Source organism: Nocardia huaxiensis, assembly GCF_013744875.1.
GTDB classification, from domain to species: Bacteria; Actinomycetota; Actinomycetes; order Mycobacteriales; family Mycobacteriaceae; genus Nocardia; species Nocardia huaxiensis.
On record NZ_CP059399.1, the window covers coordinates 4201904 to 4221143 of the forward strand.

17 protein-coding genes are annotated in these 19240 nt (G+C 68.6%); 11 read left to right on the plus strand and 6 right to left on the minus strand.

Translation table 11 applies throughout. From position 1 onward, the window contains the following. Window positions 1-78 precede the first annotated feature (78 nt). Both H0264_RS18945 and H0264_RS18950 read left to right on the plus strand, forming a co-directional pair. Window positions 79-2997, plus strand: coding sequence for a helix-turn-helix transcriptional regulator (locus tag H0264_RS18945; RefSeq protein ID WP_181578768.1), 2919 nt, complete (start codon window positions 79-81; stop codon window positions 2995-2997). A 288-nt stretch (window positions 2998-3285) separates the two neighbouring features. Beyond that, window positions 3286-4659: a hypothetical protein gene (locus H0264_RS18950; RefSeq protein WP_181578769.1), complete on the plus strand. Its 1374-nt coding sequence runs from the start codon at window positions 3286-3288 to the stop codon at window positions 4657-4659. A 3-nt stretch (window positions 4660-4662) separates the two neighbouring features. On the opposite strand, the gene H0264_RS18955 is transcribed toward H0264_RS18950, so the two are convergent. Continuing rightward, window positions 4663-5664 carry a sigma-70 family RNA polymerase sigma factor gene (locus H0264_RS18955; RefSeq protein WP_420832100.1) on the minus strand — a complete coding sequence of 334 codons (1002 nt, stop codon included), beginning with the start codon at window positions 5662-5664 and terminating at the stop codon, window positions 4663-4665. A 66-nt stretch (window positions 5665-5730) separates the two neighbouring features. Between H0264_RS18955 and H0264_RS18960 the strand changes: the two genes are divergently transcribed. Continuing rightward, the gene (locus tag H0264_RS18960) at window positions 5731-6135 is read left to right on the plus strand and encodes an SgcJ/EcaC family oxidoreductase (protein WP_181578771.1); all 405 of its coding nucleotides are present in this window, start codon (window positions 5731-5733) and stop codon (window positions 6133-6135) included. Window positions 6136-6189: 54 nt separating this feature from the next. On the opposite strand, the gene H0264_RS18965 is transcribed toward H0264_RS18960, so the two are convergent. The 4 genes from H0264_RS18965 to H0264_RS18980 form a co-directional block, all read right to left on the minus strand. After that, window positions 6190-6699 (minus strand): L,D-transpeptidase, encoded by a 510-nt coding sequence (locus H0264_RS18965; RefSeq protein ID WP_181578772.1) that lies wholly within the window; start codon window positions 6697-6699, stop codon window positions 6190-6192. Between the two features lie 240 nt (window positions 6700-6939). Then, window positions 6940-8109, minus strand: coding sequence for an MCE family protein (locus H0264_RS18970; RefSeq protein WP_231086294.1), 1170 nt, complete (start codon window positions 8107-8109; stop codon window positions 6940-6942). A gap of 110 nt (window positions 8110-8219) precedes the next feature. Next, window positions 8220-8414: a hypothetical protein gene (locus H0264_RS18975; RefSeq protein ID WP_181578773.1), complete on the minus strand. Its 195-nt coding sequence runs from the start codon at window positions 8412-8414 to the stop codon at window positions 8220-8222. 79 nt (window positions 8415-8493) lie between these two features. Beyond that, window positions 8494-11364, minus strand: a complete 2871-nt coding sequence (locus H0264_RS18980; RefSeq protein ID WP_181578774.1) for an AfsR/SARP family transcriptional regulator — start codon at window positions 11362-11364, stop codon at window positions 8494-8496. Window positions 11365-11501: 137 nt separating this feature from the next. On the opposite strand from H0264_RS18980, the gene H0264_RS18985 reads away from it, so the two are divergent. The 8 genes from H0264_RS18985 to H0264_RS19015 all read left to right on the plus strand — a co-directional run bounded on the left by H0264_RS18985 (window position 11502) and on the right by H0264_RS19015 (window position 18604). Next, window positions 11502-12908, plus strand: a complete 1407-nt coding sequence (locus H0264_RS18985; RefSeq protein WP_181578775.1) for an MFS transporter — start codon at window positions 11502-11504, stop codon at window positions 12906-12908. A gap of 36 nt (window positions 12909-12944) precedes the next feature. Next, window positions 12945-13067 (plus strand): hypothetical protein, encoded by a 123-nt coding sequence (locus tag H0264_RS39035; protein ID WP_276313995.1) that lies wholly within the window; start codon window positions 12945-12947, stop codon window positions 13065-13067. 92 nt (window positions 13068-13159) lie between these two features. After that, window positions 13160-14335 carry an elongation factor Tu gene (gene tuf / locus H0264_RS18990; protein ID WP_181578776.1) on the plus strand — a complete coding sequence of 392 codons (1176 nt, stop codon included), beginning with the start codon at window positions 13160-13162 and terminating at the stop codon, window positions 14333-14335. 121 nt (window positions 14336-14456) lie between these two features. Further along, on the plus strand, window positions 14457-14933 hold the full coding sequence (locus tag H0264_RS18995) for a hypothetical protein (protein ID WP_181578777.1): 477 nt from the start codon (window positions 14457-14459) through the stop codon (window positions 14931-14933). Window positions 14934-15055: 122 nt separating this feature from the next. Further along, a complete protein-coding gene (locus H0264_RS19000; RefSeq protein WP_181578778.1) occupies window positions 15056-15583 on the plus strand; it encodes an RNA polymerase sigma factor in 528 nt (175 codons plus the stop codon). Next, complete coding sequence (locus tag H0264_RS19005) at window positions 15580-16323, plus strand: FHA domain-containing protein (protein WP_181578779.1); 744 nt, start codon at window positions 15580-15582, stop codon at window positions 16321-16323. Before H0264_RS19000 ends, H0264_RS19005 begins: the two co-directional genes overlap by 4 nt. 114 nt (window positions 16324-16437) lie before the next feature. After that, on the plus strand, window positions 16438-17403 hold the full coding sequence (locus H0264_RS19010; RefSeq protein ID WP_181578780.1) for a purine-nucleoside phosphorylase: 966 nt from the start codon (window positions 16438-16440) through the stop codon (window positions 17401-17403). 40 nt (window positions 17404-17443) lie between these two features. Continuing rightward, entirely contained in the window at window positions 17444-18604 is a 1161-nt protein-coding gene (locus H0264_RS19015; protein ID WP_181578781.1) for an acyl-CoA dehydrogenase family protein, read from the plus strand. Here H0264_RS19015 and H0264_RS19020 read toward each other — a convergent pair. Beyond that, window positions 18597-19223, minus strand: coding sequence for a hypothetical protein (locus H0264_RS19020; RefSeq protein ID WP_244975873.1), 627 nt, complete (start codon window positions 19221-19223; stop codon window positions 18597-18599). The two genes, H0264_RS19015 and H0264_RS19020, sit on opposite strands and share 8 nt — an antisense overlap. Between the last annotated feature and the right edge of the window lie 17 nt (window positions 19224-19240).

The following is a 19240-nucleotide window of genomic DNA, read 5'->3' on the forward strand; positions in this document are numbered from 1 at the left end:
CCCCGGGCCCACATCATGAATCCTCATTATTTCGGCCGGTATTCGGCTCTTCACCGGCCCGCACGGCATGATCGGACCGTGGTGAAGTTCCCCGGCAGCAGTGCCCTGATCGGCCGCGCCGCCGAAGTATCGGTCCTGCTGGACGCTCTCGGCGACGCGAACATCCAGACCGTGCTGGTCGCGGGCGAGGCCGGCCTCGGAAAGTCCCGCCTGATGGGCGAGTTCACCGAGCGCGTCGCGCGTGACGCCCTGACCCTCGTCGGCCGCTGCCCCGAACTGGGCACCGACGGCATCGCCTTCGCTCCCTTCCTGGCCGTCCTGCGCGCCGTCCTCCGCGAGCTCGGCCCGAAACCCCTGGCCGCCCTGCTCCCCCCACAGCCCGCCCTCGCGAACTGGCTGCCGCAGCTGGCCGTGCACACCGGCCCCGCCGCCCCCGGCAGCGACCGCACCCGCCTGTTCGGCGAAATCCTCACCGTCCTGGAACAACTGGCCGCCACCAGACCCCTGGTCCTCATCCTCGAGGACCTGCACTGGTCCGACGACGCCACCCGAGAACTCCTCACCTTCCTCACCACCAATATCGCCGACGGCGAGTGCCTCATGGTCGGCACCTACCGCCCCGGCGCGGGCCCCCTCCGCCCGCTTCTGGCCGAACTCCGCCGCAACCCCGCGGTCCGCCTCCTGGACCTGCCACCCCTGACCCGCCACGAAGTCGGCCGCCAACTGGCCGCCCTGCTGGGCCGTGAACCCGAATCGACGCTCATCACAACGGTTTTCGAACGCAGCGGCGGCAACCCCCTCTTCGTCGAGGCCCTCGGCCACACCCCCGACCACCTCTCGGCCGACCTCAACGAACTGCTCCTCGGCTTCCAATCCGGCCTCACGCCCGAAGCCCGCGTGGCACTCCGGACCGCAGCAGTCATCGGCTCGCCCATCCGCCACGAACTCCTCACCGCCACAGCGGATCTCCCATCGCCCACACTGAACCGAGCCCTCCGCGAACTGATCGACCGCCACCTCCTGCTGGTCGCCGACACCGCCTACGACTTCCGCCACGTCCTCATCCGCCGAGCCGTCTACGAAGACCTCCTCCCCGCCGAACGCACCCACCTACACGCGAACGTCGTTGCCGCCCTGCGCGAAACCTCAGATCCGGCGAAGGTCGACCACACCGCGGAACTGGCCCACCACGCCGCGGCCGCCGGTGACTTCCGCACGGCTCTGACCGCAGCTTGGGCACTATCCGAAAATCCCACCACCCCACCGCTGGAGCGACTGCGCCAGCTCGAACGAACAGCGGCGCACTGGAATCGGGTACCCGACGCGGCCCGGCTCCTGGGCACGACGAAACTGGCCGTGCTGGAACGGACTGTCGACCAGGCCATCGCCTGCGACGCCACAGAACGCGGCATCGTCGCGGCGAGCGCGGCCCTCGCCCTGGCGGACCCGACTCCGCAATGGACCGACGCTGACGCGTCGGGTGCAGCGGCCCCGGGCGGGGCCGCCCTGCCCGGTGCGATGAATGATGCGGTCAGGTCGGCGCGCATCGCGCGCCTCGCTCTGAGCCGGGCGTACCTGAACAGCCGCGGCGGGGCCGGGCCGGGCGCGGATCTGGACCGGGCGCTGCGGCTGCTGTCGGATGCGCCCGCGACCCGGGAGCGGGCGGAGGCCTTGGCGCAGTCGGCCATCACCAAGCTTTTCGGCGGTGATGCGGTAGGTGCCGAGGTCGACGCGCGGGAAGCGGCCGACATTGCCGAAAAGCTCGGCGCCACAGCGGTGATCGCGCGGGCGCAGGCGTATCTGGGGCTGGCCGCCGCCGCGGATGCCACCACGGCGCTGGCGCATTTCGCCCAGGCGCGGACGGCGGCTGATGCCTCGGGCGATACGCGGGTGCTGCTCGATGTGGCCACCTGGGAGTCGGCGGTGCTGGTGGCGTCCGGGCGGTCGCGGGAGGCGATCGGCGTCATTCAGCAGGGGCTGCGGATTGCCCATGAGGCGTTCAGGTTTCATGAGGCCGCGCCGATACTGCTCGTCAAGTGGGCGCAGGCGTTGACGGCGCTGGGGCGGTGGGCCGAGGCGCGGGAACTGGTGGACGAGACCCAGTTCGATCGGATGCCGGCGTTGAGCCGGGCCGCGGTGCTGCTGTGCTACGCGGACATTGCTGTGGCGCAGGGGGATATGGATCGGGCTCGCGGTGACGTGGGCGCGGCGGGGGCGTTGCTGGGAGAGGGGAGGTGGACGCTGCCGTATCGGCTGCGGGCACAGGCCGTGCGGTGCCGGATCTCTCTGGCCGAAGGTGATCAATCCAGTGCCGCAGAGGTTCTCGCCGAGGTGGCCACCAGAGCGGGCGATGTGACAGCCCTGACCGGGCATCCACAAGAAGTGTGGCCGCTGGTCGTGCTCGCGGCACAGGTGCCTGCCGCGTCCGCGGATCTGCGGGCCCTCTCCGGCGCACTGCCCGCAAACCCTGCTCTGTACGGCGCATACTCCGCGCTGTACGCCGCCCATGTCTCCGGTTCCAGTGTGTCCTGGGAACAGGCTGCCGCCGCCTGGAGTGCGGTCGAGCAACCGTACGAGGCGGCGCAGAGCCTGCTGGCCGCCGCGGAATCCCATGTGGCCGAAGGCGATAGGGAAACCGCCGCGGTCCGCCTGCGCGCCGCTTCCGCGCAGGCTCTGACACTGGGTGCGGCTCCGCTGGCCGAGGCCGCCGTCGCGCTGTCGCGTCGCGCCCGCATCCCGCTCGGCGATTCGGCCGCCCCCGCGTCCGCGTCCGTCGGTGGATCCAGCGAATTCGGCTTAACCGCAAGGGAACTGGACGTGCTACGGCTCGTGGCCAAGGGGCTGAGCAATCGAGCGCTCGCCGCCGAACTCTTCATCAGCGCCAATACCGCAGGGGTGCACGTCTCTCGCATCCTCACCAAACTGGGTGTTGCCAGCCGAACCGAAGCCGCGGCCTTCGCACACGCCAACGGCCTGCTGTCCGGCCCGCCGTCATGATCTCTGACCACCGCTCGGGCTTCGCGTGCTTGCCGATGTGGCTCGGTTGCGCCGGAGGGCGGGACCTGTCATCCTCGTGGCCATGATCTTCCATGGAAAGGGCGTGCTGCGCCCGGGCCGATGAGCCCCCACGAGGCCACCTTCGTGGCCCACGCACTGTCTCTCACCGCTCTGCACGGTCCCGGCCCCTGGCCGGATGACGGATATCCGCTCCCGGATGAAAAACCGCGTGAGCCAGGTGAATTCGTTTTTCCCAGCATTGTTCGCGACGGTGTCGGCACCCACCACATGAGTGCCGAAGCGAATCCGGTGACGGACCTGGCCGACCACGTTGTCGCGCACCTCGAAGATCCGAGCCCGCTGCTTGGGCTGCTGTCCGGCGTGGAAGCCCTGCGGGTAGCGGACAACCTGGTGCAGGAAATGCTGTCTCGCCGGGTTCCGCGCGAAAAGCTCAGGAATGCTGCACGATTCGTGGCCGAGAATGCCACCGAGCGGGAAGTGGCCAAGCTCGGGATCATCCTATTGGGCGTCAGCGGGGACGAGCGCGACGCTGAATTGCTGGATCTGCTGGGGAGTCTCGAAGAGTTCTCGCTGTTCGCCGTTGTCGCGCTGAAGAATACGCAGCCCGATGCGCAGCGCAAGATATTCGATCTGGCGCAGCGCCTGAACGGGTGGGGGCGCATCCACGCGGTCGAGCGATTGCGCGGCAGCACCGATCCGGAAGTCCGAGCGTGGCTGTTGCGCAGCGGGTTTCGCAATGGCGTGATGAACGAGTACCTCGCTCACCTCGCTGCCACCACCGGTGGTCTGCACGAGGCATTGCTCGCGGATGCGGTCGATGACGAGCTGCTGGACGGGGCGGCCGACATCCTGGTGGCGCTCGCTCCCGGCGGTCCGGCGGGGAATCTGAACCACTACGACGATGCGATACCCGTCCTGGAGAGGTTCGCGGATCTGATTGCCGGGGCCGAACCCACCATCGGGCGGCTGCAGGCCGTTCTCGGCATCGGAAGCATTGTCAGGGATCAGGGTCTGTGCCTGGCCGAGGACGAGCGGGTGCGACTGAGCACCCGATACGCGGCGCTGGCGGAACCACTCCGCTGGCAGGACATCGTGTGGGCGGCGCTCGAATCGCCCGTCGAATCCGATGACGCCGCACCAGAATCGGGGAGGCTTGGGCAGTTCCGGTTCAATGCGGCGCTGTCCTGCGCCGGACAGCTCGGAATGGACGGAATGCCAAGTGCTCTCGAAAGATTGCGCGAGGACCCATACAACGCCTACGTCTGGCAGTGGGCCGTACAGCACGCCAACGCGACGACCATCGACCAGGTCGTAGGACTCGCCGAGGAGATCCTCCCGCTGCGGCAGTTGGGTTCCGGGCCAACCGAATCGCTGGGGTTGGGCCGTGAGTATCAGGTGGACAGAGCCTTCGAGGTGGTTGTATGGGGGTTGAAGGAGCATCCCGGACGGGGTGGGGCACTGTTGGCGGTAGCGCTCACCAACCGGGTGATCCGGTCCCGGCGCGGCGCGCTCAATGCCCTGGAAGCCTGGCCGCCGGCGGCTCGTCCACCCGGGACGGCCGAGTGGGTCGCCGCAGCGGCCGAGCGTGAACCCAACTCGGATCTCCGGGCGGACATGAGGACATTCCTCGATCGGTTGTAGCCGTCAGTCCAGTTGTGGTGCGAGGCCGAAGGTCTCGAATACCTCGGCATCCTGGAAGACGGTGACGTGGCTGATCCGCCCGCCGGTGAGCGTGAACACCTGGACGCTGTGCAGCGTGTACCCGTCCGGGCCGTGGTTGTAGGCGGCGCGGGCGGGCTGGCCGTTCGCTCCGATCGGCAGCATCCGCCAGTCGGAGCCGCGCAGGGCGAACACGCGGGCGAGGAAGTCGAGGTAGGAGGTGCGGCCGCGGTACCAGTTCAGGTACGGCGGCATCTCGAGCTCGATATCGTCGGTGAGAAGCTTTTCGAGCTCGGCCAGATCGGCTGTGCGGAAGGCTTCCACATAGCGGTCGACCACCGCCCCGCGGTCGCCGGCCTCGGAGACGTCGTCCTCGTGAATACCGTGCTCGCTCAATGTTTTTCGGGCGCGTTGCAGGGCGCTGTTGACCGCTGCGGGGGACATCTCCAGGGTGTGGGCGATATCGGCGGCGGGCCAGTCGAGGGCCTCGCGCAGGACCAGGACGGCGCGCTGGCGGGCGGGCAGGTGCTGCATGGCGGCCACCAGGGCCAGGCGCAGGCTGCCCTGGGCCACAACGGCTTCGGCGGGGTCGCTGATCAGGGCATCCGGGATGGGTTGCAGCCAGGGGATTTCGGTGCCGGGTAGCAGGGGCGACCACGGGTCGTCGCCGGGCGGGCCGCCCAATCCGGCGGGGAGCGGGCGTTTTCCGCGTTGTTCCAGCGCGGTGAGGCAGGCGTTGGTGGCGATGCGGTACAGCCAGGTGCGCAGGGAAGCCTTGCCGGCGTCGTAGCTGTCTCGTGCGCGCCAGGCCCGCAGCAGGGTTTCCTGCACCAGGTCCTCGGCGTCGTGCACGGAGCCGAGCATGCGGTAGCAATACGCCAGCAACTCCCGTCGGTACGGGTCGGTGCGGGCCGCGAAGTCCTCGCTCACCATGGCTGCGCTCCTCGATTCGTCCCTGCCGAACAGTTTTACGCGCCACCGATGAATCCGGCATCCCGCGCCGGTAGGTACTCGTGAGCCGCCATCCGGCGGTCACCGGACGAGGAGATCACCATGACCAACGCAGTGCGCACCACCACCGACCGCGACGCCGTGCTCGACGTCATCGCGGAGCTGTACCGGGCGTGGGCCGACAATGACGCCGACGCCCTGGCCGACCTGTATCTCGAGGACGCCACCTCGATCGTGCGCGGCGCGCTCAACGACAGCCGCGAGCAGGTCCGCGCCAATATGGCACAGAATTTCGCCGGCCCGCTCAAAGGCTCACGGGTAGTGGACGAACCGGCGTTCGTGCGCTTCCCGGCCCCGGACACCGCGGTCGCGGTCGGGCGCGCCGCCATCCGGTTCGCGGGGGAGGAGCAGGTCCCCGCCGATCGCTGGGTCATCGCCACCTGGGTCCTGGTGCGCCGCGACGCCGGCTGGCGGATCGCCGCCTACCACAACGGTCCGGTGGCCTGAACCGGCGAAACCCCCTCCCGCACAGGCCGGGAGGGGGTTTCGCGGTACTGCGACCTACGGTACGACCTCGACCACGTCACCGGGGTTGAGGTAATTGAAGAACTCCCGCGCGCCGTCCGGGGTCATTCGAATGCAGCCGTGCGACTGCTTCTCGATCGGACCGATGTGGAAGGCGATGTCTCCGTTGAAGAAGATGGCGTATTCCATGGGCGCGTTGTGCATGGTGCTCCAATGGAAGGGCTTCTTGAACGCCACCTTGAACATGCCCGGGGGTGTCTCGTATCCGGGCATGCCGTGGGAGATGGGAGTGGGGCCGAACACGACCTTGCCGCCGTCCATCAGCCACCCCTCATTGGACGACAGGCGCAGGCATGCGCGTGCCGTCTCGCCGCAGGGGGCTGTCACCGGGGCCGGAGCACCCGGAACAATGGCCGGCACGCCCGGAATATCCGGACCTCCCGGCCACAGTGGTTCGGCCTGGGCCGGGACCGCCGCGAGTCCGGCGGTTGCGACACCGACGAAGACCGCGGAGCGGGCCGCAAAACCCAGTGAACGCTTGCTCATCATCGAGTTTCTGACCTCTCTAGCCTTGATCCTGCCACCCTGGTGAATGCCGCCTGTCAGGGCGAAAGGACATCTCGTTGGCAAAGCATGGGACCACCTGGAGGTACCAGCGAACATTGTGACCCGAGTATTCGGAGAATCACGGCATAAACCCGCGACAGGCCGACACATGGGTGAATGTCGGCGTGCCGCACGGTATGCCGGGCCGCCACGGCGCGCGGAACACGCGAGCGAACCGGCTCAGCGCACCGGTGGCAACGTCCGTTCGTTCGGGTCGGCTCCGGCGGGGATGTGCGCCCCGTTATCGGGCACATTCGGGCGCGGCGCATTGCTGGATCCGCGAATCTGCTGATCCGCAGGCGGATTGACACAGTAGTTCCAGCGCGAGAAGGTCCCGTCCTGCACCGCGTACGGCGAACCCGGTTTGGTGGAGTACAGGCACCAGGGCCGCAGCCAGATATCGATGATGGTGTGAAATTCATTGCCGTGTGCCGGAACGCCCATGGCGTAGGTGCCCGGACCGAGGGTGGGGAACAGCGCCCGCAGCGCCGGAGTGCGCAATTGCGCGGCCCGCACGATCCGCGTCAGATTGTCGAGCAGCGCCTGAATGGGATCCATATTCCGGTCCAGCGTCCGGTCTGTGAGCGCGATCTGTTCCGGCGCTCGGTCCAGCAGCTGCCGCAGTTCCGCATTGGCGGCATTCACCTGCGCCATGAGCGTGCTCGAATTGCGGGTCAGCGTCCCGAGATCGGGCTGCGCCATAGAGGTGGTGCTGCTGATCGAGCGCAGATTGTCGATGAGGCCGATGGTCTGCGGCAGCAGGTTGTCCAGGCCCGCCACGGCCAGCGACGCCCCGTCGATCGTGGCCTTCAGCTGTTCCTTGCCACCGCTGAGCGCGATATCGAGCTGGTTGAGAATGACCTCGAACTTGGCCGGATCGATCTGTGCGAAAAGGTCATCCGAGTGCACCAGCGCTTCCCAGATCGGCGTGGGCGTGCCGATTCGCGCCGGATCGAACGCGATCACATCCCCATTGGCCAGATATGGGCCCGCATTCGTGCGCGGCCGGAAATCGATGTACTGCTCACCGGCCCCGGACAGGGCCTGCACCTTGATGTCGGTGTCGGCGGGAATCCGGTACTTCTCGTCGATGTCCGCGACGGCCGCGATTCCCGCACCGCCGTCGGTGATTTCGACCTTCCGCACCGAGCCGACCCGATATCCGCGCCAGGTGACATCATTGCCGGCCTGTATCCCGCCGGAGCGGTCCAGGTGCACGGTGACCGCGTACGTCGACCCCGGCAACCGCACCCGCGCGGTATCGACCAGCAGATAGGCCGAACCGGCCACCATCAGACCCACCAGGGCGACATTCGACACCAGCGTCTTATGCTCCCGCACAAAGCTCACAGACCCGCCTCCACCGCCGACAACGGAAAAGCATTAGGTGAACAGCAAACTCATGGCGAAACTGCGGGACATCCTAGCCACGGTCGGCGGCGTGCGGTGGGAGCGGGTGCTTATTCGAGCAGCCGGTCGGTGGCGAGCCGGGTGCACCAGGCGGTGCGGGCGCGCAGCAGGGTGACCTGATCGGAGACGGCGCCCCAGTGGTCGGCGGCGGTCTCGGTGACGTGGCCCGAGGTGATGCGGGCGTGCATGTACCGCGTGCGCACCCCTCGGACGAACGCGGACATGACATGGTCTATCGCCGGCACCGTTGACCTCCCTTTCGCCGGTGTGGCGTTGACGAGGGAACAGTGCCAGGGTCCGATAAATAGCGAATAGTTGTTCGCTTTAGCGGTTCTCGGGGGTGGGGCTGAACAGGGTGGCCAGCGTCGGCGGCGGCAGTCCGGCCCGGCGGAAGATCTCGGCGGACTCCCGGAATTCGCGCTCGGCGGAGACGGTGTCGCCGCGCGCGGCCCGTGCCGTGGCGCGCAGGACGATGGCGCGGGCGCGGTCCACCGGGTCGGCGGCCTTGGCCAGCAGATGCAGCGCCTGGGTGGCCTCGGCCTCGGCCTCACAGGTGCGATCGGCGCGCAGGTGGATCTGGGCCAGGCGGGTGCGCGCCCAGCCCTCCCAGAGCCGCACGCCATTGCGCTGGGTGATGCGCACGGCCTCCTCGCCGAGTTCACGGGCGTGCGGATGGTCGCCGAGCATGGACCTGGTGGCGGCCAGTTCGTGGGTGGCCCAGCCCAGCGCGATCGGATTGGAGGCTTCCCGCGCCAATTCGATGGCGCGTCCGGCCACCGCCTCGGCCTCCGCGTATTGCCCCGATTCGCACAGGGTGCGGGTGGCGAGGGCGAGAATCCAGGCTTCCATGGACCGGTCGCCGAGCTCGCGGGTGAGCGCGGTGGCATTGACGAAGTGGCGGTGCGAATCCTTGGTGTTGCCGAGCCTGCGGTCGGCCACGCCGAGCAGGATCTCGGCCAGCACCTGGAGCCGGCGATCGGCGTCGTCGGTGGGCGCGGACACGCTGCGCAGATACTCCAGGCTGGCCTCCACCTCGCCCAGGCCGACCTGCAGGATGGCGCCCAGGGCGACCCGCAGGCGGCGCTCGCTCGCCGCGTCCCCTTCGCGAATAGCGGTGTGCAGCAAGGCTTTCAATGCTTCGGCGAGTTCGCGGGCGCGGGTGCCGGCATCGGTGAGCTCGCCCATGACCCACGCCAGATCCGCGGCCACCGCCAGCGCCTGACCGCCCAGCCGCGCCGCCTGCCGATGCAGTGCGATGACCACCGGGCGCTCGATATCGTTCCAGCACTGGCCGTCCGCTCCACCGGAGAACAGATGGCCCGGCACCCGGGTGGGCACGAGCAGGCGGGTGGTATTGCTGTAATCGATTGCGCTGAGCAGGTTTTTGGTGCTCGCCAGGTAGTAGTCGAGCACGCGCACCAGCACCTCGGATTCGGGCTCGCCGGGCAGCCGGCGCGCGAACAGGCGCAGCAGATCGTGGAAGCGATAGCGCCCGGCCGCGGTGGTTTCCAGCAGGCTCAGATCCACCAGGGATTCGCAGAGGTATTCGGCGTGCGCGATCGTCGTATCCAGGACGGCCGCGGCCGCGTCGGCGGGGAAGTCCGGGACGTCGGCGCGGGCCAGTGCGCGAAAAGCTCTGGCCTGCTCGGGATTCAGATGACCGTAGCCGAGCTGGAAGGCGGCGTCGACGGTGAGCTCACCGGTCTGCAGCACATCCAGGCGCTGTGATTCGTCGGCGAGCCGGGCGGCCAGCGAGGCGATGGTCCACTGCGGGCGCACCGCCAGACGTGCGCCGACGATGCGGACCGCCAGCGGCAGGCAGGCGCACTGTTCGATAATGGCCAGCGCCGAATCACGTTCGGCCGCAACCCGTTCGGCGCCGAGAATGCGGGTCAGCAGGGTCAGCGCCTCCGCGGTTTCCAGCACGTCGAGCCGGGTGCGCCGGACCGCAGGCAGTTCGGTGAGCGAGGAGCGGCTGGTGATGAGCACCGCGGTGCCGGGCGTACCGGGCAGCAGGGCCGCGATGTGCGCGCTGTCGCGGGCATTGTCGAGCACAATGAGAATGCGCTTGCCGGACACCAGGGTTCGCAGTTGCGCGGCGCGGTCGGCCACGGTCGGCGGGATATCGCCCTCCGCGACACCGAGCCCGCGCAGGAAGCCGCCGAGGGCGTCGCCGGGCGGCACCGGTTCGGCGTCCACGCCGCGCAGGTTCACATACAGCTGCCCGTCGGGGAAGCGCTCGCGCACCCGGTGCGCGACATGCAGGGCCAGCGTCGTCTTGCCGATGCCGCCCATACCGCCGACCGCCGAGATGGCGACCGTGCTGCCGTCCTCGGTGAGCTGTGCGGCGATCTCCTCGGCCAGTTGCGAGCGACCGGTGAAATCGGCGATGTCGGGCGGCAATTGGGCCGGGGTCTGGATGGGCCGGACCGGCCGCTGCACCGGCGGCAGGTCGCCGCGCAGGATCCGGGTGTGCACGGCCGCGAGCTCCGGACCGGGCTCCACGCCGATCCCGTCGACCAGTGCGCGGCGGGCACGCGCGTACTCCTCGAGCGCGTCGGCCTGGCGTCCGCAGTGGTAGAGCGCGGTCATGAGCAGGGCGCGGAATCGCTCCCGCAGTGGATGCTCTTGAATCAGCGGCCCGAGTTCGGTGACCGCCTCGGTGGTGCGGCCGGTTTCGATATCCAGGGCGAGCCGGTCCTCGAGGATCGCCAGCCGCCACTGTTCGATGCGGGCGCGCTGGCGTTCGGCATAGGGTCCGGGCAGTCCGCCCAGCGCCGCGCCCTGCCAGTGCCCGAGCGCGGTGACCAGGGTGTCGCGCGCCTTGACCGGGTCGTCGAGGCGCAGGCGCGCGGCCTCGGCCACGTGGTCGGCCACGGTGTCGATATCGGTGCAACCCGGCGGGACTCGCAGCGCGTAGCCGTCGCCGATGGACACCAGCAGTGCGGACGGGCCGCGCATGGTGCGCTCGGGTTCGAGTTCGCGGCGCAGCTTGGCCACGTGGGTGCGCAGGGCCGGAATGGCGCGCAGTACCGGATCCTCACCCCAGATGCCCTCGACGAGTTCGGCGGCCGTGACGGCTTTGCCCTCGCGCAGCAGCAGCGCGGCCAGCACCGCGCGCCGTTGCGGTGGGCCCAGATCCAGGGGTGTGTCCCCACGCCAGGCGCGCACCTCACCCAGTACCGAAAATCTCAACAAACCGACCTCCCCGTCCGGCAGTGTAGAGGGGTGTCGAATGCGTTGATTCGGCGACTATTCACCACCGATCCCCGCCCTCCATCGTGGAATATCGGCCCGGCTCCGGGCCGGTCGCACACTCCGGGGGAGGGGATATGTCTCATCGGGCATCCGACGAGGTCGCGCATGGTGGCACGGGACCGGTGCTGCTGATTGTCTGCGCGGCATCATTTCTCACATTTTTGGACGTTTCAGTCGTCAATATCGCCTTTCCCAGCATTTCGGAATCCTTTTCGGCCACACCCGAATCGATGCTCACCTGGGTGGTCAGTGGATACAGCGTCACATTCGCGGCCGGACTGGCACCCGCCGGACGGCTGGCCGATGTTATCGGCCGCGGACGGCTTTTCCTGCTGGGGCTCGCCGCGTTCGTGCTGACTTCGCTGGCGTGCGCGGTCGCGCCGACCGCGGAACTGCTCATCGGGGCGCGGCTGCTGCAGGGGATCGCGGCGGCGGTCGTGGTGCCGGCGTCCATCGGACTGCTGCTGGGGGCCATCGAACCGGCCAAACGTGCCGGGGCGATCGGGACCTGGACGGCCACCAACGGTCTGGGCGCGGTGCTCGGGCCGGTGCTGGGCGGGCTGCTGGTCGATCAGTTCGGCTGGCGGGCCATCTTCGCGATCAATATTCCGGTGGGAATCGCCTTGGTGGCGGCCGCCTTCCGGCTGATTCCGCAGGATCGGCCGGCGGTGCGCGGGCCGCTGCCGGACGCGGTGGGCGCGCTCTGTTTCGCGACCGCGACCGGTGCCATCGTGGCCGCCGTGACGCGCGGGCAGGACTGGGGCTGGAGCTCGCCGCTGACCACGAGCCTGCTGCTCGGCGGGCTGGCGCTGCTGCTGTACTCGCTGCTGCGGGCGCGCACGCATCGCAGCCCGGCGGTAGATCTACAGCTGTGGCGGGTCGGGCTGTTCGCGCGCACCAGCCTCGCCTCGGCGATCATTGGGCTCGCCCTGTTCGCGCACATGCTCATGGGGCCGATCTTCCTGGCAACCATCTGGCACTACTCGGTCATCAAGGCCTCCTTCGTGCTGACCATCGCGGCGGTGGCGGCCATGATCACCTCGGTGATCGTCGGCAAGATCGGCACACCCGACAATGCGGGACGCCTATCCGCGGTGGGCGCACTGCTTTTCGCGGGCGGGGCGGCGGTGCTGGGCACCAATGCGCTCACCGAGACCGAACGCCTGTGGACCGTCTGGGCGCCCGCGGCCGCCGTCATCGGCTTCGGAATCGGTTTGGCCTTCGCGTCTCTCGGCATCTGCGCCTCGGCGGCCATCCCCGAGGAGAAGTTCGCGGCCGGGCTCGGCATGAACTTCACCGTGCGGCAGGTCGGCGGGGGACTGGGCATCGCGATTCTCGCGGCCATCGTCTCCGCCAATGGCGTGCATCTCATGGACGCGGTGCACGAGCTGTACCGGGTCGAGGCCGTGGTGCTGCTGCTGGCGGCGCCGCTGTGCCTGACGCTCAAGCCCGCCAAGGCAATTCAGCAGGTGCCCGCCTGACGCTCCGGCGGCGCATTCGAAAAAATGGGTGGCGCGGTGATCATTCGACCCGGCACCATGTCACCCATGTTCCCGCAGCCCATCGCCGCACAGCCCGCAGTCGCGGGTGCGATGGCCGCTGCGCTGGTGGTCTCCGCATTCGACGGCGCACGACGCTGACCTTCTCCGGGACGTCCCGGGACCTCAGACGGGGAAGGTCGGCTCGCTGCTGAGGTCCCCTCGAATCACGACTCCCAGACGGAGAATTCATCATGGCCAAGCAGGCCTACGTCCGCACCAAGCCGCACCTCAACATCGGCACCATGGGGCACGTCGACCACGGCAAGACCACCCTGACCGCCGCGATCACCAAGGTGCTCGCCGAGCGGGGCGGCTCCGCCTTCACGCCCTTCGACAAGATCGACCGGGCGCCGGAGGAGATCGAGCGCGGCATCACCATCAATATCGCGCACGTCGAATACGAAACCGCCACACGGCATTACGCCCACGTGGACATGCCGGGCCACGCCGACTTCGTGAAGAACATGATCACCGGCGCGGCTCAGCTGGACGGGGCGATCCTGGTGATCTCCGCCCTCGACGGGGTCATGCCGCAAACCTCCGAGCACGTGCTGCTGGCCAAGCAGATCGGCGTGCGGCACATTGTCGTCGCCCTCAACAAGGCCGACGCCGCCGACGCCGAACTGCTCGAGCTGGTGGAGCTGGAGGTGCGAGACCTGTTGTCCGCCAACGGGTATGACGGCGCGGAGGTGCCGGTGATCCCGGTCTCCGGGCTGCGCGCCCTCGACGGTGACCCGCACTGGTCGGCGCAGGCGCTCGCGCTGCTCGACGCCGTGGACGAGTACATCCCCGTGCCCGTCCGCTACACCGACGCGCCGTTCCTCATGCCGGTCGAGAATGTCCTCACCATCACCGGCCGGGGCACGGTCGTGACCGGGGCGGTCGAACGGGGCATGGTCCGCATGGGCGACAAGGTGACCGTGCTCGGCTTCGACACCACCCTCGAATCCGTGGTGACCGGCGTCGAAACCTTCGGCCGCACCATGGAATCGGCGGAGGCGGGCGACAATGTGGCGCTGCTGCTGCGCGGCGTCCAGCGTGGTCAGGTTCGCCGCGGCCAGGTGGTGGCGGCGGTCGGCAGCATCGCGGTGCACCGGGCCTTCACCGCGCGCGTGCACCTGCTCTCGCACGCGCAGGGTGGACGCCGCACCCCGATCACCACCGGCTACCGGCCGCAGTTCTACCTGCGCACCGGTGACGTGGTGGGCGACGTGGTGCTGCCCGAGGGACGTGCGATGCCGGGGGACACCGTCGATATGACGGTGACGCTCGGCAGCCCGGTTCCGCTCGAGCCGGGCCTGGGCTTCGCCGTCCGCGAGGGCGGTCGCACGGTGGCCGCTGGCACGGTGCTCACGGTGGACGACTAGGCGCGCCGACAGGCTTCCCTGCTCCGGGGTGATACTCCGGAGCAGGGAAACTTCCCCTGGTGACAGCCCTGATCCCGACCGCCCGTGCCCACCCCGCTCCCGAATAGGGGAGAATGCGGACGTGAGTGACGCAAGGGGCCCGGGCGAAAACAGATTCGACGCGGTGGAACGGCTACGCCGAAAACTGGAAGGCACGAAGCCCTCCGACCCCACCACCCCCGACTCCGCCGACCGCGCCGCCAAAGTCACCCGCCTGCCCCGCCGCCCCCGCCGCGTCACCGAAACCCCCGCCGAGCGCCCCCGCCGCACCTGGCACCCCGACAATGTCTCCGCCTACGACCCCGCCCCCACCCGCCCGGTCACCCGCGCCGAACTGCAACGCGAAACCGGCTGGTGGCAAGCCACCCCCGAAGCCCCCACACCCCCTTCGAACGACGCGCCCCGGCAGGAAGCCGACGTCATCGACTTCGGCTCCCTCCGCCGCAAACCGCCGGCCCCCGGCGACACCGCCCCCACCGGCTTCCGCCGCATAGCCAAACCCCGCCGAATCACCCCCACCACCGACACCCCCGGCCCCGGGGACTCCGACCGCGCCTGACTCGAATCGGGCAGCGCCAACCACCCGCACCCTGACGGTCGTCAGGTTACGGCGGGGCGGGGGTGGGGGTGATCGTTGAACGCGTCAGCAGAAGCTACGTGGGCCGGAGGGCTGAGGCGGCTATGAGCGTCAACGAAGAAGTGTTCGAGCGGGTGTGCGGGGAGATCGGGCCGGTACTGGTGCGGTCGCTGGCTCGGCGGGTGGGGAATCGTTGTGACGCTGAGGATTTGGTGCAGACGGTGTTCGTGCGGGTGTGGGCGGCGGGGCCGGAGATCGATGACGATCTGGAACTGCGGAAGTACATGTGGCGGGCGGCGGGGAATCTTGTTGCGACGGTGGGGAAGCGGCGGGCTCGGGAGGGCTGGGTGGTCGCGCTGGGCGGGGAGGTGATCGCGGGGGTGGCGGATCCGGGGGCGGGCGGGTTCGACGAGCGGGTGGCGGCGCGGATCGTGGTGTGGGAGGCGTTGGGAGCGTTGCCGGCTCGTGAGCGGGAGGCAATCGACCTGCGGTGTCTGCGGGGGTTCACCTACGCTGAGACTGCGGCCGTGATGGGGCTGGCCACGGGGACCGTGAAGGGGTACGTGAGTTCGGCCAAGCAGCGGCTGCGGGCACGGCTGGCAGGAACGGAACAGGCGGGGGTGGCCGCGTGAGGAATGCGAACGATACCTGGTCGGTGCTGGTGCATGTGCCCGCCGAAGAGGGCGGGGTGCGGCAGCCAGGATTGAATCTGTGGCCGGGAGAGGCCGTGACCTTCGGGCGGGGGGCCGCGGATCTGCGGGTGGACATCCGGTTGGATCGGCCCGCTGTCTCGCGATTGGCCGGGCGCATCGAAGCCGTCGACTTCTATTGGCTGCTCAGCAATTTGAGCACTCGGCCGAACGCGTCCTATGTGGTGCACAACGACGAAGGGCGGGGCGAGCACTTCACGATCCGGCCGGGGGAGCGATTGCCGGTGCCGTTCACCGCTTCCCGGGTGCAGTTGCTCGGCGGCGATTCGAAGGTGGTGGAGTTCAAGGTCTTCGCCATGCGGCGCGGCGCGGTGGCCCCGCCCGCCCTGCCGACCACGACGCAGACGGTGGAACCGTTTCGCCCGCTGTCGGTGGATGCCAAGCACTTTCTGATTCTGGTGGCGCTGTGTGAACCGCGACTGGTGTACGGGTCGGCGGCCATCCCGTCGATTCCGGACCTGCTGCGGCGGGTGCAGCGGACGGCGGCGGGCCGGGATCTGGAGACCACGTCGGCGGTGAACTTCCATATCGAATACCTCATCGACCGGCTCGGATTGCGCGGATACGAGGGGCTGGAGGATCGGCGGGCCGCGCTGATCAACCGGGCGCTGTGGTTCGGGATCGTGGGGGAGCAGCACCTGGAACTGCTGGCGGAGGTGTGAGTATGCCGGGCACGGTCACGTCGGTGGCGACGACGGGTCCGGCCGCGGAGCGACGCGCCTTCCGCAACGCTTCATAGCGCCGGAATTGCGCGGTAGGTCGCATATGGTGACCGCATGACCTCCCGTTGCCAAAAGTTAGCTGTAGCGCTGGGTGTGGCCGTGCTCGCGGCGACCGGCTGCTCCGACTCCACCGGCGACTCGGGCAAATTCGAGGTGGGGGTGCTGGTCGTCACCATGTTCGACCCCGAACACGAGGTCTGGCTGAAGAACGAGGACCTGTCCGTCAAGGTCGACGTGCCGGGCGCGTTCGCACCCGTGCAGTGCAATCGGGACCGCCTGTGCGTGGCCGAAACCGGCCAGGGCAAAGCCAATGCCGCCACCACCATGATGGCCATCCTCGGCAGCGACGAACTCGACCTGTCCAAAGCCTGGTTCCTCACCGCCGGCATCGCGGGCACCCCACCCGACCAGGGCACCCTCGGCGGAGCCGCGTGGGCCCGCTGGATCGTCGACTTCGACCTGGGCAATCACCTCGACCCCGCCGAAGCCCCCGGCGTGCCCTTCGGCTTCCGCCCGGTCGAGGACTACAACACCGCCGCCTACCACCTCGACGAGGGCCTGGTCGACCGCGCCTACGCCCTCAGTCGCGACCTGAAACTGGCCGACAGCCCCGAGGCCGCCGCCGAACGCGCCATGTACCCCGGCCAGCAGGGCCGCACCCCCGCAGTCACCAAGTGCGACACCATGACCGGCGACGACTTCTTCTCCGGCAAGCAGCTTTCCGACACCGCCCGCTACATCATGGAGGTCCGCACCAAGGGCCAGGGCGTGTACTGCAGCACCCAGATGGAGGACAACGCCACCGCCACCGCCCTCAACGCCCACGGCTACCTCAACCGCTACCTGTCGCTGCGCACCCTCAGCAATTTCGATCAGCCGTATCCGGGCCAGTCGGTGATCGACCACCTCGATCACTCCACGGCCGGTTTCCAGCTGGCGCTCGACAACCAGTACACCCTGGGCAAGGAGGTGGCCATGGATCTGCTGAAGAACCCGCCCGAGAACGGATCTGGCCGCTGATCTCTGGTCCGCACCCGCGGGCATCGCGGACCATGAACACATGGAACGCAGGCATTACGACGCCGATCACCTGGCCTTCGCGGAACTGGCGCGCGGCTTCGCGCGCAAAGAGGTCGCGCCGCAGTACTTGGAATGGGAGGCGGCGGGCATTGTGCCGCGCCGGGTATTCGAGCGCGCAGGGGAATTGGGGCTGCTCGGCTTCGCGGTGCCGCAACAGTACGGGGGTTCGGGGACCGCGGACTTCCGGTTCAATCAGATTCTCATCGAGGAGTTCATGGCGGCCGACTGCGCCGGCGTCGGCCTGAACTTCGCGCTGCACAACGATATTTGCACCCCGTACCTGGTGAACCTGACCACCGAGGAACAGCGGGAGCGCTGGCTGCCCGGCTTCGTGGCGGGCACGCTCATCGCCGCCATCGGCATGACCGAACCCGGGGCCGGCTCGGATGTGGCCGGATTGCGCACGGCCGCAGTGGATATGGGCGACCACTATGTGGTGAACGGCGCAAAGACGTTCATTACCAATGGCATCAACGCCGATCTGGTGATCGCGGCCGTGCGCACCTCACCCGAGCGGCATCGCGGCCTCACGCTGCTGGTGATCGAGCGCGGCATGGCGGGCTTCGAACGCGGCCGCAACCTGGACAAGCTGGGCCTGCACTCCCAGGACACCGCGGAGCTGAGCTTCACCGATGTCGTTGTCCCCAAGGCGAATACGCTCGGCGAGCCTGGACGCGGCTTCGAATACCTGATGGGCAATCTGCCGCAGGAACGCATGCAGATCGCCGTGGCCTGCCTGGCCCGCGCCCGCACCGGTCTGCACGCGACCATCGAATACGTCGGCAGCAGACAGGCCTTCGGTCAGTCCATCGGCTCCTTCCAGAACACCAAGTTCACCCTCGCCGATGTGGCGACGGAAGTCGCTGTGGCGGAAGCCTTCATCGACAAGTGCGTCATCGAGCTGAATGCCGGACGGCTCACCCCCGCCGATGCCGCCAAGGCGAAACTGTGGGCCTCGGAAATGGAATTCCGCTGCCTGGACCGCTGTCAGCAGCTTTTCGGCGGCTACGGCTACATGCGCGAATACCCGATCGCCCGCGCCGCCGCCGACGCCCGGGTCACTCGCGTGTACGGCGGCACCTCGGAGATCATGCGCGAAATCATCGGCAGGGACCTGAAACTCACGCAGCGGCTCACTTGAGCGGCAGCGCACCGTCCATGCCGCCCACATCGGTGATCTTCCAGTCGGCATTGCGGTCCACGGTCACGCTGTAGGTGACCGTGGTCTGCCCGCCCTCCGGATTCTGCGCATTGGTGGAGGTGACATTGACGAAGACGTTCACCTTGTACACCCCATCGGTCTCCGACACCACCTTCGCCGAGATCGGGCTCGCGGTGGACGACCACTTCAGCGGGTCCAGGATCTGCTGCAGGCTGGACGCGGTGGAATCGAACTTATTGGCAAGCGCGGGAGCGGTATTGGCCTTCAACCGGCCCACCCAGGAGGCGAAGTCGGCATAGTTGACCGTGGCCGCGCCGACCGCGTAATCACTGGCCACCTGTTCGGCATGCAGATGGTCGGCGGCCAGGGCGTCGCGGTCGGAGATCTCACCGCGCGCGTTCAGCAGCAGCACACCGAGCACAATGGCGATGACGGTCACCGCCGCCAGCGCCACCGACCAGGCGAGGGTCGACACCGGAATCGACACGGTGCGGGTGGCCGGAGCGGCAGCGGCGCTACCGGATCGGTTGGGCGTGCCGGATTCGGCGGCCGTGCCGGAATCCTCGGCGTCGCTGGACTTTTCGAGATCTACCTGCATGGTGCCTCCGTCTGGTC

What these genes read in the sequence shown, in the direction of transcription:
- tuf (WP_181578776.1), top strand. Translation starts at nt 13,160, where the DNA reads ATGGCCAAGCAGGCCTACGTCCGCACCAAGCCGCACCTCAACATCGGC.
- H0264_RS19000 (WP_181578778.1), top strand. Translation starts at nt 15,056, where the DNA reads ATGAGCGTCAACGAAGAAGTGTTCGAGCGGGTGTGCGGGGAGATCGGG.
- H0264_RS18965 (WP_181578772.1), bottom strand. Translation starts at nt 6,699, where the DNA reads ATGAGCAAGCGTTCACTGGGTTTTGCGGCCCGCTCCGCGGTCTTCGTC.
- H0264_RS18960 (WP_181578771.1), top strand. Translation starts at nt 5,731, where the DNA reads ATGACCAACGCAGTGCGCACCACCACCGACCGCGACGCCGTGCTCGAC.
- H0264_RS18985 (WP_181578775.1), top strand. Translation starts at nt 11,502, where the DNA reads ATGTCTCATCGGGCATCCGACGAGGTCGCGCATGGTGGCACGGGACCG.
- H0264_RS19010 (WP_181578780.1), top strand. Translation starts at nt 16,438, where the DNA reads ATGACCTCCCGTTGCCAAAAGTTAGCTGTAGCGCTGGGTGTGGCCGTG.
- H0264_RS19020 (WP_244975873.1), bottom strand. Translation starts at nt 19,223, where the DNA reads ATGCAGGTAGATCTCGAAAAGTCCAGCGACGCCGAGGATTCCGGCACG.
- H0264_RS19015 (WP_181578781.1), top strand. Translation starts at nt 17,444, where the DNA reads ATGGAACGCAGGCATTACGACGCCGATCACCTGGCCTTCGCGGAACTG.
- H0264_RS18950 (WP_181578769.1), top strand. Translation starts at nt 3,286, where the DNA reads ATGAGTGCCGAAGCGAATCCGGTGACGGACCTGGCCGACCACGTTGTC.